Origin of the sequence: Ruegeria meonggei (assembly GCF_042768335.1) — a bacterium.
Lineage (GTDB): Bacteria > Pseudomonadota > Alphaproteobacteria > Rhodobacterales > Rhodobacteraceae > Ruegeria > Ruegeria meonggei.
This window is the reverse complement of the sequence record NZ_JAXHBT010000001.1, coordinates 3,772,429-3,786,245: the sequence shown is the minus strand read 5'-3', so window position 1 is coordinate 3,786,245 and position 13,817 is coordinate 3,772,429. Positions and strand designations below refer to the sequence as shown.

Here is a 13,817-nt window from a genome sequence, read left to right as displayed (position 1 = left end):
TCAATGCTTTCCAAATCCACGTCTGGCGACCAATGACAATAAAGGCCGCTCTTTCCGGAATGGCCCTTCCTTTACGGTTTCTCGCAAACGGATCGTGGTGCAAACACAGGTCGGCTTTAGGTTTTTAACTCCGGAATACGTGTGTCTCGGGGATCTTCGGAATAGTCAAAATTGTCGAACACCCAACCCATCGCGCGTTTTACCGCCTCAATGGACGCGTCGTCATAGAATTCGGCGACCGGGACATCACCCCATTTGCGTATGCCCTTGTTGAATTCAGGCAAGGGATCCACCGCTTCTTCAAAGCCCAGCTTCTGGGCCATTCGTGCAAGGTCGTCGGCAAGGCATTCATACCTGATGGCATCTTGCGCAACGAATTTATCGTCAATCATGACAATGTCCGCGTCGGTTGCGTAACGGGGCCGCACACAAAATCGCCGGAACGCGGTCCGGATGTCGTCAAAACTGTCCGACTGGATGATCTCATCCTCTCGGCGCAGCCAGAAAAAATGTGACACAACACGATCAAACGGGTTTCGAACCGCTGTGAACCGAAAATACGAATCCCATTTTTCCTGCCCTAACCGCCGGCGGACACGTGCAGCGGGGATGTGTGGCCTCCAACCTTCAGGGGCCGGACCCCGAGCGACCCCTTCCCCGTAATGGCTGTCTGAAAGCTCAAGGGGAAGATCGTCATCCAGTTTCGTGCAAAACGGAAACAGGGCGCGCTCGATACTTGTTCCAGCGGTCTTCCGGGACTTTAGAAAAACAAATTTGTACTTGTTGCTGATGGCAACCATGTTTCACCTGCTCAAACGTGTTCAGACTTCTTCGCCCAGCTCAGATGCTTGGGCAGATAAAGTTGCCAAGACACCATAAGACCTTTTTGTACCCGGTTTTGGTGACGTGACTATTAGCAAGAAAGCCCTGCGATACCATCCCCGTTCGTCGCCGCAGGCAAACGGTGTTGTTTTCTGACACAGCCGGGAAGATCATTATAAACTGGGTTGTCATTTTGATGGGCAACAACTGAAGTTGCACCCTTCGAACTTGACGGGCGAACGAAGAAATATAACCGTGTTCAAGCATTCGTAACGGGACAAGAAATGAAAACGCTTCTGTGTGTTGGTGACTCGCATGCCCGACTGATCGGCCAGAAACCGGATGGGGGGGATTTCCGGTATGCGCGGGTTAGCGTCACTGCAGTGAACGGGTTCGACACGGCAAATGTCATTAGCATCAAAGGCGCTACCGCCGCCGGGTTTTATCCCAAGAACGACCGGAAATCCTCTTATTCCCGCGCGGCACGGGCGATCAAGCGTCTTGACCCGGCCGCGATCTGTTTCGGATTTGGACAGGTTGATGCAGAACTCAGCTGCTATTTCGTGGCGTTTCGGGACAACATCCGGCTTGAGGACGCCATCACAGCAAAGTTGGAAGCGCAAAAGCGATATCTTGAGGCGTGCAAAGAAGTTGCGGGAAACCGGGCCATCGTGATCAAGGGGCTGAACACCGCCACGATACAAGACCCCAAAGACTTGCGAAAAATGCTGCACCGTCGGATACGCACGCGTCTGCAGGCACCCCGCGGCCAGTTCACGCGCAGAGCAGATGAACTGGGCATCACGATCCAGAGGCATTGGGATATCAATGCCGAACTCTCCTCTGGTCTGAAAGAAAAATCACGGGCGCTTGGGTTGCCCTATTTTGATCTGCGCGATGTGACCGGATCAGAGGACAATCCCGGCCTCTCGAAACCCGAATATTGTGTGGGTGGCGGGGATGTCCACCTGCGACAGTCCGCGCTGGTCGAGGACATGTTTTCACGTGCATTGGCAAAAGCAGTCCAAAGCACCAAGACCGTTCCCACCCCCTAGAAAGAACGTCAGCAATGAAAAAGGCCGCTCCTTCCGGAACGGCCCTTCATTCACTGTCTCTTTGCAGAGGATCAGGCAGTCAGAGCAGCCTGCGCCTGGGCGACGATCGCGCCGAACGCTTCCGGTTCGTGCACGGCCAGATCGGCCAGAACTTTGCGGTCCACTTCGATACCAGCCAATGTCAGGCCGTTGATGAAGCGGGAATACGTCAGGGCCTCGTCATGCGAACGCACAGCCGCATTGATCCGCTGAATCCACAATGCGCGGAAGTTGCGCTTGCGGTTCTTGCGGTCGCGGGTTGCGTATTGGTTGGCCTTATCGACGGCCTGACGGGCAACCTTGAAGGTGCTCTTGCGGCGGCCATAGTAACCTTTGGCGGCCTTGATGACCTTCTTGTGACGGGCGTGAGTTACGGTTCCACCTTTAACGCGGGACATATCTTAATCTCCTCTTATCGGTCGTAGGGCATATAGCCCTTGACGATCTTGGCGTCGGGGGCGGACAGGGTGGTGTTGCCACGGGCGTCGCGGATGAACTTTTTAGTCCGCTTGATCATGCCGTGACGTTTGCCGGCCTGACCAGCAAGGACCTTACCGGTCGCAGTCACCTTAAAGCGCTTTTTGGCGCTCGACTTTGTCTTCATCTTAGGCATTTCCGTCTCCTTTCGGGGTTCGGTACTAAACGCGACTCGGCATGCCACATTGGCCGGTCACGCGATCAGAAGCGCCGTTTACGCAAGTTCGGTCATGCTGGCAAGGGGGTTTTGACCAGAATCTGCGCATTTCGCAGGATGGTCAGGCACCGGGGCGACCTGCGCCGCCCCGGTGATGTCACTTAGTGGCCGAATTTGCGGATTTCACCGCTTTTCAGACGCTCGCTATAAGATGCAAGCTCTTGCCGAACCACCTTCATCAGGAAGTAGAGCGCAAAGACGTTCACAACCGCCATCGCAAAGATCGCCGCATCCGAGAAGTCGATGACCGGACCAAGATTGGCCGCAGCACCGATAACCACGAAAATGCAAAAGATGATCTTGAACACCAGTTCCTTGGTGTGACCTTCGCCAAACAGATAGGTCCAGGCCTTGAGGCCATAGTAGGACCAGCTGATCATGGTTGAGAAGGCAAACAGGATCACCGCGATCGCAAGAACATACGGGAACCAGCTGAAGGCGCTGCCAAAGGCCGCAGAAGTCAGGCTGACGCCCGAGTTGCCATCAACGGTGGCGATGGCACTGCCAGCCTCGTTCAGCATGTAGTTTCCGGTTTCCGGGTCGATGATCAGCTGCTGGGTGATGATAATGACCAGTGCGGTCATGGTACAGATCACCACAGTGTCGATGAACGGTTCCAGCAGGGATACAAACCCTTCTGTGATCGGCTCTTTGGTGCGCACTGCCGAGTGGGCAATTGCCGCAGAACCAACGCCGGCCTCATTCGAGAACGCCGCCCGTTTGAAGCCCTGGATCAGGGCTCCGACCATGCCGCCTGCGACACCCAGACCGGTGAAGGCACCGGCAAAGATCTGACCAAAGGCCCAGCCGATCATGTCCGCGTTCATGATGATGATGACCAGCGCCGCCAGAACATAAAGGATACCCATGAAAGGCACGACCTTTTCCGTCACGCGTGCGATGGATTTCAGGCCACCGACAATGACCATGAACACCACAACCGCAAACACCAGCCCGGTGATCCAGCCCGGATAGTCGCCAACGATGCCCGCAATCTGCTGATGCGCCTGATTGGCTTGGAACATATTGCCCCCGCCCAGAGCACCCAGAATACAAAAGATCGAGAACAGGACCGCCAGGATCTTGCCGCCCGGCAAGCCCAGTTCGCTGAACCCCTTGGACATGTAATACATCGGACCGCCCGAAACCGTGCCGTCTTCGTATTCGTTTCGATACTTAACACCCAACGTACATTCGGTGAATTTCGACGCCATCCCAAGTAACCCGGCAAGGATCATCCAGAATGTCGCGCCCGGCCCACCGATACCGACGGCCACCGCCACGCCAGCAATGTTGCCCAGACCAACAGTGCCCGAAAGCGCCGTGGCCAACGCCTGAAAGTGGCTAACCTCACCCGCGTCATTGGGGTCAGAATAATCGCCTTTGACCAGGCTGATCGCATGGCTGAAAAACCGCATCTGCACAAAGGCGAAATACAGGGTAAAGACCGACGCGGCGATCACCAGCCACATCACGATCCAGGGAAAACTCGTTCCCGGAAGCGGCGCAAAGATAAAGCTGACAAACGGCCCGGTCAGATCGGCAAAGGCCTGATTGATTTTTTCGTCCAGCCCGGGCGCCTCTTGTGCTGCGACAGGGTTGGCAAGCAGGGCTGCGGCTGTGCCAGCCAGGCCCAGTTTAGATAGTGATTTCATTCTACTGCCTCCCATCAATTCACAACCGTGACCGGCACATCGGCGTGCATCACAAGGTTCTGCGTTGCGCTGCCGAAAATACGCTTTTTCAGGCCGTCCGCGGATGAGCGGCCAACCACAATCTGCGCGCCGCCGTTTTCAACCGTGACCGAGTTCAGCGTTTCAGCCACATCACCATGCCGCACTATGCCAGTTGCGTTGAACCCAGCCGCCTTAAGCGCATCAACCGCAGGAGAAACGACCCGCGTTGTCGCAAGCTCGATCTCTTCTTCGCGCCGCTTGTGCCGCGCCGCATTTTCTTCTGGCGTTTGAAAAGTATAAGGGGACCATTCAATGACGTAAGCCACCAACAACTCGCAAGTTCCGATCCGCTCTGCCAGGTCTTTGGCAAAGGCGATTGCGCGTTCTCCGGTTGCTGTCCCGTCCAGTCCTATGACAATTTTCGTTGTCATCTCGTTCCTCCATTTTTTTACATTTGACCGGGGCCCGTGCCCCCGGCAGGGCAGCCGGAACCTGGAACTTGAATTAAAGACTGCCCCAAAGTCAGTATTAGGAATAATCACTAGGAAATGGGGATTTTTTTGGTCTATATTCAGTTAAATATCTCGTTCTACGCCAGAAATGCAGGTAAATTACCTAATGGACAGAGATTTGGACAAGATCGATCAACGCATCCTGCAAGAGCTTGAGGCCAATGGCCGCCTGCCCATTGTAGAGCTTGCCGCGCGCGTAAACCTGACCAACACACCCTGTTCCGAACGTGTAAAACGCCTTGAAAAAAGCGGACATATCATCGGCTATAGCGCGGTTCTGAACAAAGAGCGGTTGGGTCTGGGCCATTTGACGGTTGTACAGGTGTCACTGACCGCAACGGCGGAACAATCGTTGGACAGATTCAACGAGGCCGTGCGAGACGTCCCTGAAATCGAAAACTGTTTGATGGTGGCCGGATCGTTTGATTATCTGCTGACGGTCCGCACCCGGGACATAGCGCATTTCAGGATGGTACTGGGCGAAAAGATCAACAGACTGCCCGGGATCCACCAGACCAGTTCCTTTACCGTGATGGAAACCGTGAAGGAACCGGTCGGAATGAAAACAAGGCGCGACTGATTATTCGGGATCAGTGCTGTAGATCAGCCGTTCGTCACAGGGCGCGACACGCAGAATATTCGTTGTCCCGGGAACGTTGAAAGGCACACCTGCGGTCACGACAATCTGGTCGACTTCGGTGGCAAAACCCCCTGCCCGTGCAGCGCGGGCGGCGTTAACAACGGCGCTTTTGAACCGCTCCAGTTCGGGTGTCATGACGCAGTTGCATCCCCAGCTCAGACACAAGCGGCGCGCGGTGCCCATCTGAGACGTCATCGCGATGATTGGCACGCCGGGCCGTTCACGAGCCGTCAAAGCGGCTGTTGTGCCGCTTTGCGTAAAACAGCAAATCGCCTTGATCTCGGTTTTTTCGGCAATTTCGCGGGCGGCGGCCACGATGCCGTCAGCCACGGTTGTACCTTTGGCGCTGCGAGACGCGGCAATGATTTGCGTATAAGTCGGGTCGGCTTCAACCTCGATGGCGACCTTGTTCATAGTCTGCACCGCTTCGATCGGATACGAACCGGCCGCCGACTCGGCGCTGAGCATGATGGCGTCCGTTCCCTCATAGATGGCGGTGGCCACGTCCGAGACTTCGGCCCGCGTGGGCATCGGGCTTTCGATCATGCTTTCCAGCATCTGCGTCGCCACGATCACCGGTTTGGCGGCCCCGCGGCATTTGCGGACCAGTCGTTTCTGGATCGGCGGCACAGCTGAAACAGGCAATTCAACACCCAGATCACCGCGGGCGACCATGACCCCGTCAGACGCATCAAGGATATCGTCAAATGCCTCAACTGCAGCCGGTTTTTCGATCTTGGACAGGATCGAGGCACGGCCGTCAGCCAGCGCGCGGGCCTCATACACGTCCTTGGCCCGCTGCACAAAGCTGAGCGCCAGCCAATCGACGCCCAATTGACACACAAATTCCAGATCGTTCCGATCCTTTTCCGACAGCGCAGCCAGCGGCAGCAGCACATCCGGAACGTTCACGCCTTTGCGGTTCGAGATCGCACCGCCCACTTCGACGGTGCAATTGGCATAATTCTGTCCGCAATCCTGAACGGTCAGGCGGATCTTGCCGTCGTTGACCAACAAGCGTGCACCGGGTTCCAGCGCTGCAAAAATCTCAGGGTGCGGCAGGCACACGCGACCCGCATCCCCCGGTGCGGGATCAAGGTCCAGCCGGAACACGGCGCCCTCTTCCAGCTCTTCCGCGTCATTGGCGAATACACCAACGCGCAACTTCGGGCCCTGAAGGTCGGCCAGAATCGCAATCGGGCTGTCCAGGTCCTTTTCCACCTGCCGGATGATCCGGTGTCGTTCACGAATTTCCTCATGGCTGCCATGGCTCATGTTCAGGCGAAACACGTCAGCCCCGGCCTCATGCAGCGCGCGGATGGTGTCATAGTCATTGGACGCCGGTCCCAGCGTCGCCACGATTTTTACATTTCTCAGGCGCCGCATTGGTTTTACTCTCCTCACGTCCCAGATGTTACCGCAAACACTGCGTTAGGCCGCTTATTGCGCAATTCCCTTTCCGAAGCAACTGCCCTACACCTGCGACAAACAAGATGACAGGCTCATGACGTATTCTCCGTTTTTTATCCACGGCGCGGATCGCCCGTCTCGCTGGCTGATCACATGTGACCACGCGACCAATACGGTGCCACCGGATATCAATGGGGGCGATCTTGGCCTGCCGCGTGAGGATATGGAACGTCACATCGCCTATGATGTTGGGGCCTATGAAGTCTCCAGGCATCTGGGTGAGATTCTGGATGCGCCTGTGATCGCTGCCAATTTCTCGCGGCTTGTGATCGACCCGAACCGGGGCGAGGACGACCCGACCCTGCTGATGAAACTCTATGACGGTTCGATCATTCCCGGCAATCGCCACGCTGACGCGGTTGAACGCGAACGGCGTCTGAACATGTGCTATCGGCCCTATCATCAGGCGCTGGAGCGTATGGCCGGCCTGCCCCACGCGGTGATCGTGTCGATGCACTCTTTCACCCGCCAATTGCGCGGCCGGGAGCCGCGCCCGTGGCATGTGGGCGTTCTGCACACCCCGGATGAACGCTTCTCGGACCCGCTGATTGACCGCCTACAGGCAGAGGAGGATCTCTGCGTTGGCGTGAACCAGCCTTACACGGGCGTCCTGCCCGGCGATGCGATTGACCGGCACTGTACCGCGCATGGCCGCCCCAATGCACTGATCGAATTGCGCAACGACCTGATCGCGGATCACGCAGGACAGCGTAACTGGGCGGAACGTTTGGCGGTTATCCTGCGCGATGCCCTGTCCAACAGCGCGCTGTAATGTAACCGCCAGAATGCTGCGCGACATTTCGACCTCACGTCATTGTGAGGCCACGCTTTGATACCCATATTTAAGGGGTAAGGAGGCGACCATGACACAAGAGCTTCTGACAACCCTTTTTGGCTGGATGGCCGTGCTGAACATCGCGGTATTACTGTTCAGCACATTGATGATTGTCCTGTTACAGGAGTGGGCCGTAACTGTTCACGGACGGATGTTTCAGATGGAGCCGCCCGAAGTGAGGCGCGCGTATTTTCGCTATCTTGCCAACTACAAAATCCTGACGCTCATATTCTGCATCATACCTTGGTTGGCGCTGAAACTGGTGTAATTGCGGGCTTCGACCATGACCAGTTTATTGTAACGCGGGCGTTGGCTTGTTAGGTCAGACACAGCACGCCACAAACCCATCCGGAGCCCGATCATGGACAAGCACACCGAAATCGAACTTCAGGCCGCCGCGTTCCGTCGGTTGCAAAAGCACCTGATGGAGGATCGGACGGACGTTCAGAACATCGACATGATGAATCTGGCCGGGTTCTGCCGCAACTGCCTGTCGCGCTGGTATCAGGAAGCGGCCAGTGAAAAGGGAATCGAGATGGGCAAGGATGAGGCCCGTCAGGTGTTTTACGGCATGACCATAGATGAGTGGAAAGCCAACTACCAGACAGAGGCCAGCCCTGACAAACAAGCCGCGTTCGAGGTCGCCTTCGAAGAAAACGTCGGCAAAAAAGGCTGAAGGTTCGGACAGTAAAAAGGCCCGCTCATTCGGCGGGCCTTTTGGTTCAGACCGCTGCTTTGCGGCTTTCGTCCAGATAAATCTCGCGCAGGCGCTTGGCGATCGGACCCGGCGTGCCATCACCCAGAGTGACCCCGTCAATCTCAACCACGGGCATCACGAAAGCACTGGCCGAGGTGGTAAAGGCTTCGTCCGCTTCCTTGGCCTCATCAACTGTGAACAGGCGCTCTTCCACCACCATCTGCGCCTCGGCTGCCATGCGCAGAACTGCCTTGCGGGTGATCCCGTGCAGGATGTCGGTGGACAGCGGGCGCGTGACGATCTTGCCGCCTTTGACGAGATAGGCATTATTGCTGGTGCCTTCGGTGACATAGCCATCCTCAACCATCCAGGCGTCATCACACCCGGCCGCCTTGGCCATCATCTTGCCCAACGACGGGTATAGCAACTGGGTTGTCTTGATATCGCGACGCCCCCAGCGGATATCGTCGATCGAGATGATCTTGGCACCTTTCTTAGACGCAGGGCTATCGGCCAGACCCGGCTTGTTCTGGGTAAACAAAACGATGGTCGGCTTGGTGTCTTCAGACGAAAAGGCAAAATCCCGGTCGCCATCACTGCCACGCGAGACCTGTAAATAGATCAGACCTTCTTCGATTCCGTTCAGCTCGACCAGTTTGCGGTGAATTTCCAGCAGCTCATCCTTGCTGCAGGGCTCGGCCATTTGCAATTCGGACAGCGAGCGTTTCAGGCGCACGGCGTGGCCTTCGAAATCAATCAGCTTGCCGTCCAGAACACTGGTGACTTCGTAAACGGCGTCCGCCATCAGGAAGCCGCGATCAAAGATCGAAACCTTGGCCTCGGTTTCAGGCAGGTAATCGCCATTCACATAAACGGTGCGGGTCATGTCTTGTCTCCTCAGCCCCAAAGTGCCGCCACAGGCGGGTGCACTCCGGCGTCATCAAATATCAGCGGGGTGTCGCGGTCTTCGGCCAACAGAAGCGGGCCGTCAAGGTCCGTTACCATTACACCCTGCGCCAGCAGTGTCGCAGGCGCCATTGCCAGAGAGCTGCCGAGCATGCAACCGACCATCACCCTGTAGCCGTCAGTCAGCGCCTGTTCGCGCAGCGCCAGCGCTTCGGTCAAACCGCCGGTCTTGTCGAGCTTGATGTTGACCACATCATACTTGCCTTTCATCGCGGCTAGGCTGGTGCGGTCGTGGCAGGATTCGTCTGCGCAAACCGGCACCGGACGGTCCATTCCGATCAGCGCGTCATCGTCCCCGGCAGACAGAGGCTGTTCGACCAGCGCCACACCCAGCCGCACCAGATGCGGGGCCAGATCGGCGTATACTTCAGCCGACCAGCCCTCATTTGCGTCCACGATGATCGTGGCATTGGGCGCGCCTGCACGCACGGCCTCAAGCCGGGGCATATCATCTGGTGTGCCCAATTTGATCTTCAACAACGGGCGGTGCGCGTTTGTAGCTGCCTGCGTCTGCATCGCCTCAGGCGTGTCCAATGACAGGGTGTAGGCGGTGATTTCCGGCCCCGGCGTCGGCAGCCCGGCCAGCTCCCAGGCCCGCTTGCCAGTGCGCTTGCACTCCAGATCCCACAACGCACAATCGACTGCGTTCCGCGCGGCCCCGGCAGGCAACAGGGCCATCAACTCAGCGCGGCCAAAACTGGCGGGCAAACCGGCAATCTCAGCCTCAACCGATTCCAGCGTTTCATCATATCTGGCGTAAGGCACGCATTCACCCCAGCCCTGATGCGCCCCGTCCGAAATCCGAACAGTCAGAACCTTTGCCTCGGTTCTTGACCCGCGCGAGATCGTAAAGACCTGAGCCAGCCGGAACACATCACGAGAGACCTCAATCTGCACGCGCACACCCTTTCATTTGCCACATTCGGTTTGCCAACAGCAGCCCGCTTAGATCACAGAGCAGTCAGCGCTTCCACCAGTTTGCCCGCTCCAAAACGGTAGGGGTCGGTTGCCGGAATGCCCATATCCGCCTCGACCTTGGCGATATAGGCACGTGCCTCATCCTCGCTGAGGTGCTGTGTGTTGATCGACACACCGGCAACCTGACAATCGGGGTTCGCAACCCGCGCCATCGGCAGGGCCGTATCCCGCAACTGCTCCAACGTGGGCAGCGCGTATTCTGGCAGGCCGCGCATATGGGTGCGGGTGGGTTCGTGACACAAGATCAGGGCATCGGGCTGGCCGCCATGGACCAGTGCCATGGTCACACCGGAATACGAGATGTGAAACAGCGAGCCCTGCCCTTCGATGTGATCCCAGTGATCTGCGTCGTTATCGGGTGTCAGATACTCAACCGAACCGGCCATGAAATCCGCCACAACCGCATCCAGCGGCACACCCTGTCCGGTGATCAGAATGCCGGTCTGGCCTGTGGCGCGGAAGGTTGATTTCATCCCGCGCTTGCGCATTTCGGCATCCATCGACATCGCGGTATACATTTTACCGGCCGAGCAATCGGTCCCAACCGCCAGGCACCGCTTGCCGCTGCGTTTTTTGCCGTTGGCGATGGGGTAGCCATCGGTCGGCACCCGAACGTCATGCAAGGTGCCGCCATGGGTTTGCGCGGCAGCGACCAGATCGCCTTCGTCCCGCAGCAGATTGTGCAAACCCGAGGCCAGATCATAGCCCATCTCAAGCGCCTCGATCAGAACCTCTTTCCACGCCACGCTGATGACGCCGCCACGGTTGGCAACACCAATGACCAGCGTCTTTGCCCCGGCAGCTTTTGCCTCGGCAAGCGACAGGTCCTTCAGGCCGAGATCGGCCTTGCAGCCATCCATCCGGTATTGACCCACGGCATTCTCCGGACGCCAGTCGCGGATGCCGATGGCAACCTTGGCCGCCAATTGGTCGGGCGCATCACCCAAAAACAGCAGATATGGTGTCTCGATCATTGCGGTGCACTCCTTTGATTCTGATGCAGGCTATGAGACGTGCCTGACGAGTGTTTCGCGTTTTCACCCGGCGGCAAACTGACCTGTGGGAAAATTTCGCGTCAACCTGCAGATGGGCGCAATTATCTTCCAAGTTTTTAAACCGTCCAAACTTTAATCACCGGGCACACAGGGTGTCGTCGCAAATGCTGCGATTGCATTGCCGCGACTGCACAAAGGTGCTTGCGAAGCCCCGCGCAATTTAATACCCCATGAGGCAAGAAAATCGCAATTTCCTTTCTCGCACGAGGTCCAGATGAGCTTTCGCATTCAACCCGCCGCCCCCGCGCGCCCCAACCGTTGTCAGCTGTTCGGGCCAGGATCAAACACCAAGCTGTTCCCCAAAATGGCCGCGTCCGCCGCCGATGTGATCAATCTTGATCTTGAGGATTCGGTGGCGCCGTCGGACAAGGACGCCGCCCGCGCCAACGTGATCGAAGCCCTGAACACCGTCGATTGGGGCAGCAAATACATGTCGGTCCGCATCAACGGGCTGGATACGCCCTATTGGTACCGCGACGTTGTTGACCTGCTGGAACAGGCGGGCGACCGCCTGGATCAAATCATGATCCCCAAGGTGGGCTGCGCCGAGGATGTTTATGCCGTGGATGCGCTGGTCACCGCTATCGAACGCGCCAAGGGCCGCTCCAAACCGGTTTCGTTTGAGGTCATCATCGAATCCGCAGCCGGCATCGCCCATGTCGAAGCGATCGCGGCCTCGTCGCCCCGTATGCAGGCCATGAGCCTGGGGGCTGCGGATTTTGCCGCCTCTATGGGGATGCAGACGACCGGGATCGGCGGTACGCAGGAAAACTATTACATGCTGCGCGAAGGCGAAAAGCACTGGTCCGATCCGTGGCACTGGGCGCAGGCCGCCATTGTCGCCGCCTGCCGCACCCACGGCGTATTGCCAGTGGACGGACCATTTGGCGATTTCTCGGATGATGACGGGTACATCGCGCAGGCCAAACGCTCGGCGACTCTGGGCATGGTGGGCAAATGGGCAATTCATCCCAAGCAGATCGCGCTGGCCAATCAGGTCTTTACGCCATCGGATGAGGCCGTGACCGAAGCGCGCGAGATACTTGCCGCCATGGAACAGGCAAAAGCCAATGGCGAAGGCGCAACTGTCTACAAAGGCCGCCTAGTCGACATCGCCTCGATCAAACAGGCCGAAGTGATTGTGGCGCAAGCCGAGCTGATTGCCCGCGGGTGAACATTGGAAAAGGCGCTCGATAGAGCGCCTTTTGCTACCGGCCGAACACTTCGTTTGGTGTCCAGGTGATCCTTTCACCCTGCTTGCCCGACTTCATCATCAGGCAGGACGTGCCGTATTTCTGGAAATAGCTGATCTTCAGCGGATACCATCCGGCTTGGGGCACCTCGACCTCGGTCCGTTGATTTGCCTCGCATCCCTGACGACCATTTACATAGCCGATCTGCTGTCCGCCGACCCATGCGTCAACGCCATCATTCGACCAGGTTTCCAATTCGTAAATACCTGGAGAATCGAACTTGATGTATCCGGTGATTTTGGCCGCTACATTGTAGGCTTCATTGAAGGTCAGAACCGGGTCGCCATCGCTGGTGTCGCGATAATCCAGACCGCGTAGCGGTTGCCCCGGCTGCATTTTCTTCGCCATCTGCTTGACCTTGGTCAGGTTCTGTATCTTGCGCGGCGGGTTTCCTTCCCACGCATACATCACATCCAGACCCGCCTTGGGGTTGGGTTGCGGATTTGCGGGTTGCAGTTTTAGCGGTGCGGACATAGCCACCCCGGCGATCAACGCCATGGCTACGGCAAGCGCTCCGGTCCGAACAAATGTCATGGTCTTCTCCCTGAGTTTGGCCCCTATGGAGTTATTCTCCATTTTGGTCAGGCCATTCAGGTGACAGTAGGACGTGAATTTTCACCCTGCAAGACAGTTAAAGATCACATTTCCACCTTCAAGCCCGCATATCCTTGGGCGAGCCCATCACCACATACGACGTGATCGACGTCACATGTCGCAGCGTTCCCAGCACCTCGGTGTGAAAGGTCTTGTAGGACGGCAGGTCGGTGCATTCCACACGCAGCAGGTATTCCAGAGTGCCGGTGATGTTGTGACACTCGACCACCTCTGGCGCGTGTTGCAGGGCGCGTTCGAACCCTTCCTGTGCAGCTTTTGTGTGCTCACCCAGCCCAACGCCGACATAGGCGACAAACCCGACGCCCAGCGCGGTCGGGTTCAGCACCGCCCGGTAGCCCGAGATCACGCCCGTGCGCTCCAACTCTTGCACCCGGCGCAGACAGGCGGACGGCGACAGACCGACGCGGTCCGCCAGATCCAGATTGCTGATACGGCCATCGCGCGACAGCTCACGCAATATTAGGCTGTTTATTTGATCAATTTTCGTCATTAATTGTGGTTACTAGAAAA

Annotated in this window: 17 protein-coding genes; 6 read left to right on the top strand and 11 right to left on the bottom strand. The window is 57.3% G+C overall.

All coding sequences use genetic code 11. The annotated features are described in order from the left end of the window. Positions 1–116: 116 nt before the first annotated feature. Positions 117–800, bottom strand: a complete 684-nt coding sequence (locus SJY13_RS18800) for a sulfotransferase family 2 domain-containing protein (RefSeq protein WP_377193079.1) — start codon at positions 798–800, stop codon at positions 117–119. A gap of 306 nt (positions 801–1,106) precedes the next feature. On the opposite strand from SJY13_RS18800, the gene SJY13_RS18795 reads away from it, so the two are divergent. Further along, positions 1,107–1,877 carry a hypothetical protein gene (locus SJY13_RS18795; protein ID WP_377193077.1) on the top strand — a complete coding sequence of 257 codons (771 nt, stop codon included), beginning with the start codon at positions 1,107–1,109 and terminating at the stop codon, positions 1,875–1,877. 71 nt (positions 1,878–1,948) lie between these two features. Here the strand turns inward: SJY13_RS18795 and rplT are convergent, their stop codons facing one another. The 4 genes from rplT to SJY13_RS18775 all read right to left on the bottom strand — a co-directional run bounded on the left by rplT (position 1,949) and on the right by SJY13_RS18775 (position 4,717). Beyond that, positions 1,949–2,314 (bottom strand): 50S ribosomal protein L20, encoded by a 366-nt coding sequence (gene rplT / locus SJY13_RS18790; RefSeq protein WP_074737047.1) that lies wholly within the window; start codon positions 2,312–2,314, stop codon positions 1,949–1,951. A 14-nt stretch (positions 2,315–2,328) separates the two neighbouring features. Then, positions 2,329–2,529 (bottom strand): 50S ribosomal protein L35, encoded by a 201-nt coding sequence (gene rpmI / locus SJY13_RS18785; protein ID WP_010443552.1) that lies wholly within the window; start codon positions 2,527–2,529, stop codon positions 2,329–2,331. 182 nt (positions 2,530–2,711) lie between these two features. Then, positions 2,712–4,265 carry an alanine/glycine:cation symporter family protein gene (locus SJY13_RS18780; protein WP_377193075.1) on the bottom strand — a complete coding sequence of 518 codons (1,554 nt, stop codon included), beginning with the start codon at positions 4,263–4,265 and terminating at the stop codon, positions 2,712–2,714. A gap of 14 nt (positions 4,266–4,279) precedes the next feature. After that, on the bottom strand, positions 4,280–4,717 hold the full coding sequence (locus SJY13_RS18775) for a universal stress protein (protein ID WP_085824380.1): 438 nt from the start codon (positions 4,715–4,717) through the stop codon (positions 4,280–4,282). Positions 4,718–4,904: 187 nt separating this feature from the next. Here SJY13_RS18775 and SJY13_RS18770 point away from each other — a divergent pair, with 187 nt between their 5' ends. Continuing rightward, positions 4,905–5,378 (top strand): Lrp/AsnC ligand binding domain-containing protein, encoded by a 474-nt coding sequence (locus tag SJY13_RS18770; protein WP_377193073.1) that lies wholly within the window; start codon positions 4,905–4,907, stop codon positions 5,376–5,378. Here SJY13_RS18770 and pyk read toward each other — a convergent pair whose 3' ends face one another. After that, on the bottom strand, positions 5,379–6,824 hold the full coding sequence (gene pyk / locus SJY13_RS18765; RefSeq protein ID WP_377193072.1) for a pyruvate kinase: 1,446 nt from the start codon (positions 6,822–6,824) through the stop codon (positions 5,379–5,381). It abuts the gene before it with no gap. 118 nt (positions 6,825–6,942) lie between these two features. Between pyk and SJY13_RS18760 the strand changes: the two genes are divergently transcribed. The 3 genes from SJY13_RS18760 (at position 6,943) to SJY13_RS18750 (ending at position 8,419) form a co-directional block, all read left to right on the top strand. Beyond that, the gene (locus SJY13_RS18760; protein ID WP_377193070.1) at positions 6,943–7,680 is read left to right on the top strand and encodes an N-formylglutamate amidohydrolase; all 738 of its coding nucleotides are present in this window, start codon (positions 6,943–6,945) and stop codon (positions 7,678–7,680) included. Between the two features lie 91 nt (positions 7,681–7,771). Next, the gene (locus SJY13_RS18755; protein WP_377193068.1) at positions 7,772–8,011 is read left to right on the top strand and encodes a DUF6868 family protein; all 240 of its coding nucleotides are present in this window, start codon (positions 7,772–7,774) and stop codon (positions 8,009–8,011) included. A 93-nt stretch (positions 8,012–8,104) separates the two neighbouring features. Further along, positions 8,105–8,419, top strand: a complete 315-nt coding sequence (locus SJY13_RS18750) for a DUF1244 domain-containing protein (protein ID WP_377193066.1) — start codon at positions 8,105–8,107, stop codon at positions 8,417–8,419. A 46-nt stretch (positions 8,420–8,465) separates the two neighbouring features. Here SJY13_RS18750 and SJY13_RS18745 read toward each other — a convergent pair whose 3' ends face one another. Genes SJY13_RS18745 through dgcN form a run of 3 tightly spaced genes read right to left on the bottom strand, consistent with a single transcriptional unit; the run spans position 8,466 to position 11,358 of the window. Continuing rightward, positions 8,466–9,326 (bottom strand): D-amino-acid transaminase, encoded by an 861-nt coding sequence (locus SJY13_RS18745; protein ID WP_377193064.1) that lies wholly within the window; start codon positions 9,324–9,326, stop codon positions 8,466–8,468. A gap of 11 nt (positions 9,327–9,337) precedes the next feature. Continuing rightward, positions 9,338–10,303, bottom strand: coding sequence for an N-acetyl-D-Glu racemase DgcA (gene dgcA, locus SJY13_RS18740; protein ID WP_377193062.1), 966 nt, complete (start codon positions 10,301–10,303; stop codon positions 9,338–9,340). Positions 10,304–10,356: 53 nt separating this feature from the next. Further along, positions 10,357–11,358 (bottom strand): N-acetyltransferase DgcN, encoded by a 1,002-nt coding sequence (dgcN, locus tag SJY13_RS18735; RefSeq protein ID WP_377193060.1) that lies wholly within the window; start codon positions 11,356–11,358, stop codon positions 10,357–10,359. Positions 11,359–11,653: 295 nt separating this feature from the next. Here dgcN and SJY13_RS18730 point away from each other — a divergent pair, with 295 nt between their 5' ends. Then, a complete protein-coding gene (locus SJY13_RS18730; protein WP_377193058.1) occupies positions 11,654–12,613 on the top strand; it encodes an L-malyl-CoA/beta-methylmalyl-CoA lyase in 960 nt (319 codons plus the stop codon). A gap of 34 nt (positions 12,614–12,647) precedes the next feature. Here SJY13_RS18730 and SJY13_RS18725 read toward each other — a convergent pair whose 3' ends face one another. Both SJY13_RS18725 and SJY13_RS18720 read right to left on the bottom strand, forming a co-directional pair. Next, positions 12,648–13,226, bottom strand: a complete 579-nt coding sequence (locus SJY13_RS18725; protein WP_377193056.1) for a PA14 domain-containing protein — start codon at positions 13,224–13,226, stop codon at positions 12,648–12,650. 118 nt (positions 13,227–13,344) lie between these two features. Continuing rightward, the gene (locus SJY13_RS18720) at positions 13,345–13,797 is read right to left on the bottom strand and encodes an Lrp/AsnC family transcriptional regulator (protein ID WP_085824370.1); all 453 of its coding nucleotides are present in this window, start codon (positions 13,795–13,797) and stop codon (positions 13,345–13,347) included. Between the last annotated feature and the right edge of the window lie 20 nt (positions 13,798–13,817).

Excerpts from the sequence above, each read along its gene's own strand:
- SJY13_RS18800 (WP_377193079.1), bottom strand. The coding sequence starts at position 800 with ATGGTTGCCATCAGCAACAAGTACAAATTTGTTTTTCTAAAGTCCCGG.
- SJY13_RS18795 (WP_377193077.1), top strand. The coding sequence starts at position 1,107 with ATGAAAACGCTTCTGTGTGTTGGTGACTCGCATGCCCGACTGATCGGC.
- rplT (WP_074737047.1), bottom strand. The coding sequence starts at position 2,314 with ATGTCCCGCGTTAAAGGTGGAACCGTAACTCACGCCCGTCACAAGAAG.
- rpmI (WP_010443552.1), bottom strand. The coding sequence starts at position 2,529 with ATGCCTAAGATGAAGACAAAGTCGAGCGCCAAAAAGCGCTTTAAGGTG.
- SJY13_RS18780 (WP_377193075.1), bottom strand. The coding sequence starts at position 4,265 with ATGAAATCACTATCTAAACTGGGCCTGGCTGGCACAGCCGCAGCCCTG.
- SJY13_RS18775 (WP_085824380.1), bottom strand. The coding sequence starts at position 4,717 with ATGACAACGAAAATTGTCATAGGACTGGACGGGACAGCAACCGGAGAA.
- SJY13_RS18770 (WP_377193073.1), top strand. The coding sequence starts at position 4,905 with ATGGACAGAGATTTGGACAAGATCGATCAACGCATCCTGCAAGAGCTT.
- pyk (WP_377193072.1), bottom strand. The coding sequence starts at position 6,824 with ATGCGGCGCCTGAGAAATGTAAAAATCGTGGCGACGCTGGGACCGGCG.
- SJY13_RS18760 (WP_377193070.1), top strand. The coding sequence starts at position 6,943 with ATGACGTATTCTCCGTTTTTTATCCACGGCGCGGATCGCCCGTCTCGC.
- SJY13_RS18755 (WP_377193068.1), top strand. The coding sequence starts at position 7,772 with ATGACACAAGAGCTTCTGACAACCCTTTTTGGCTGGATGGCCGTGCTG.
- SJY13_RS18750 (WP_377193066.1), top strand. The coding sequence starts at position 8,105 with ATGGACAAGCACACCGAAATCGAACTTCAGGCCGCCGCGTTCCGTCGG.
- SJY13_RS18745 (WP_377193064.1), bottom strand. The coding sequence starts at position 9,326 with ATGACCCGCACCGTTTATGTGAATGGCGATTACCTGCCTGAAACCGAG.
- dgcN (WP_377193060.1), bottom strand. The coding sequence starts at position 11,358 with ATGATCGAGACACCATATCTGCTGTTTTTGGGTGATGCGCCCGACCAA.
- SJY13_RS18730 (WP_377193058.1), top strand. The coding sequence starts at position 11,654 with ATGAGCTTTCGCATTCAACCCGCCGCCCCCGCGCGCCCCAACCGTTGT.
- SJY13_RS18725 (WP_377193056.1), bottom strand. The coding sequence starts at position 13,226 with ATGACATTTGTTCGGACCGGAGCGCTTGCCGTAGCCATGGCGTTGATC.
- SJY13_RS18720 (WP_085824370.1), bottom strand. The coding sequence starts at position 13,797 with ATGACGAAAATTGATCAAATAAACAGCCTAATATTGCGTGAGCTGTCG.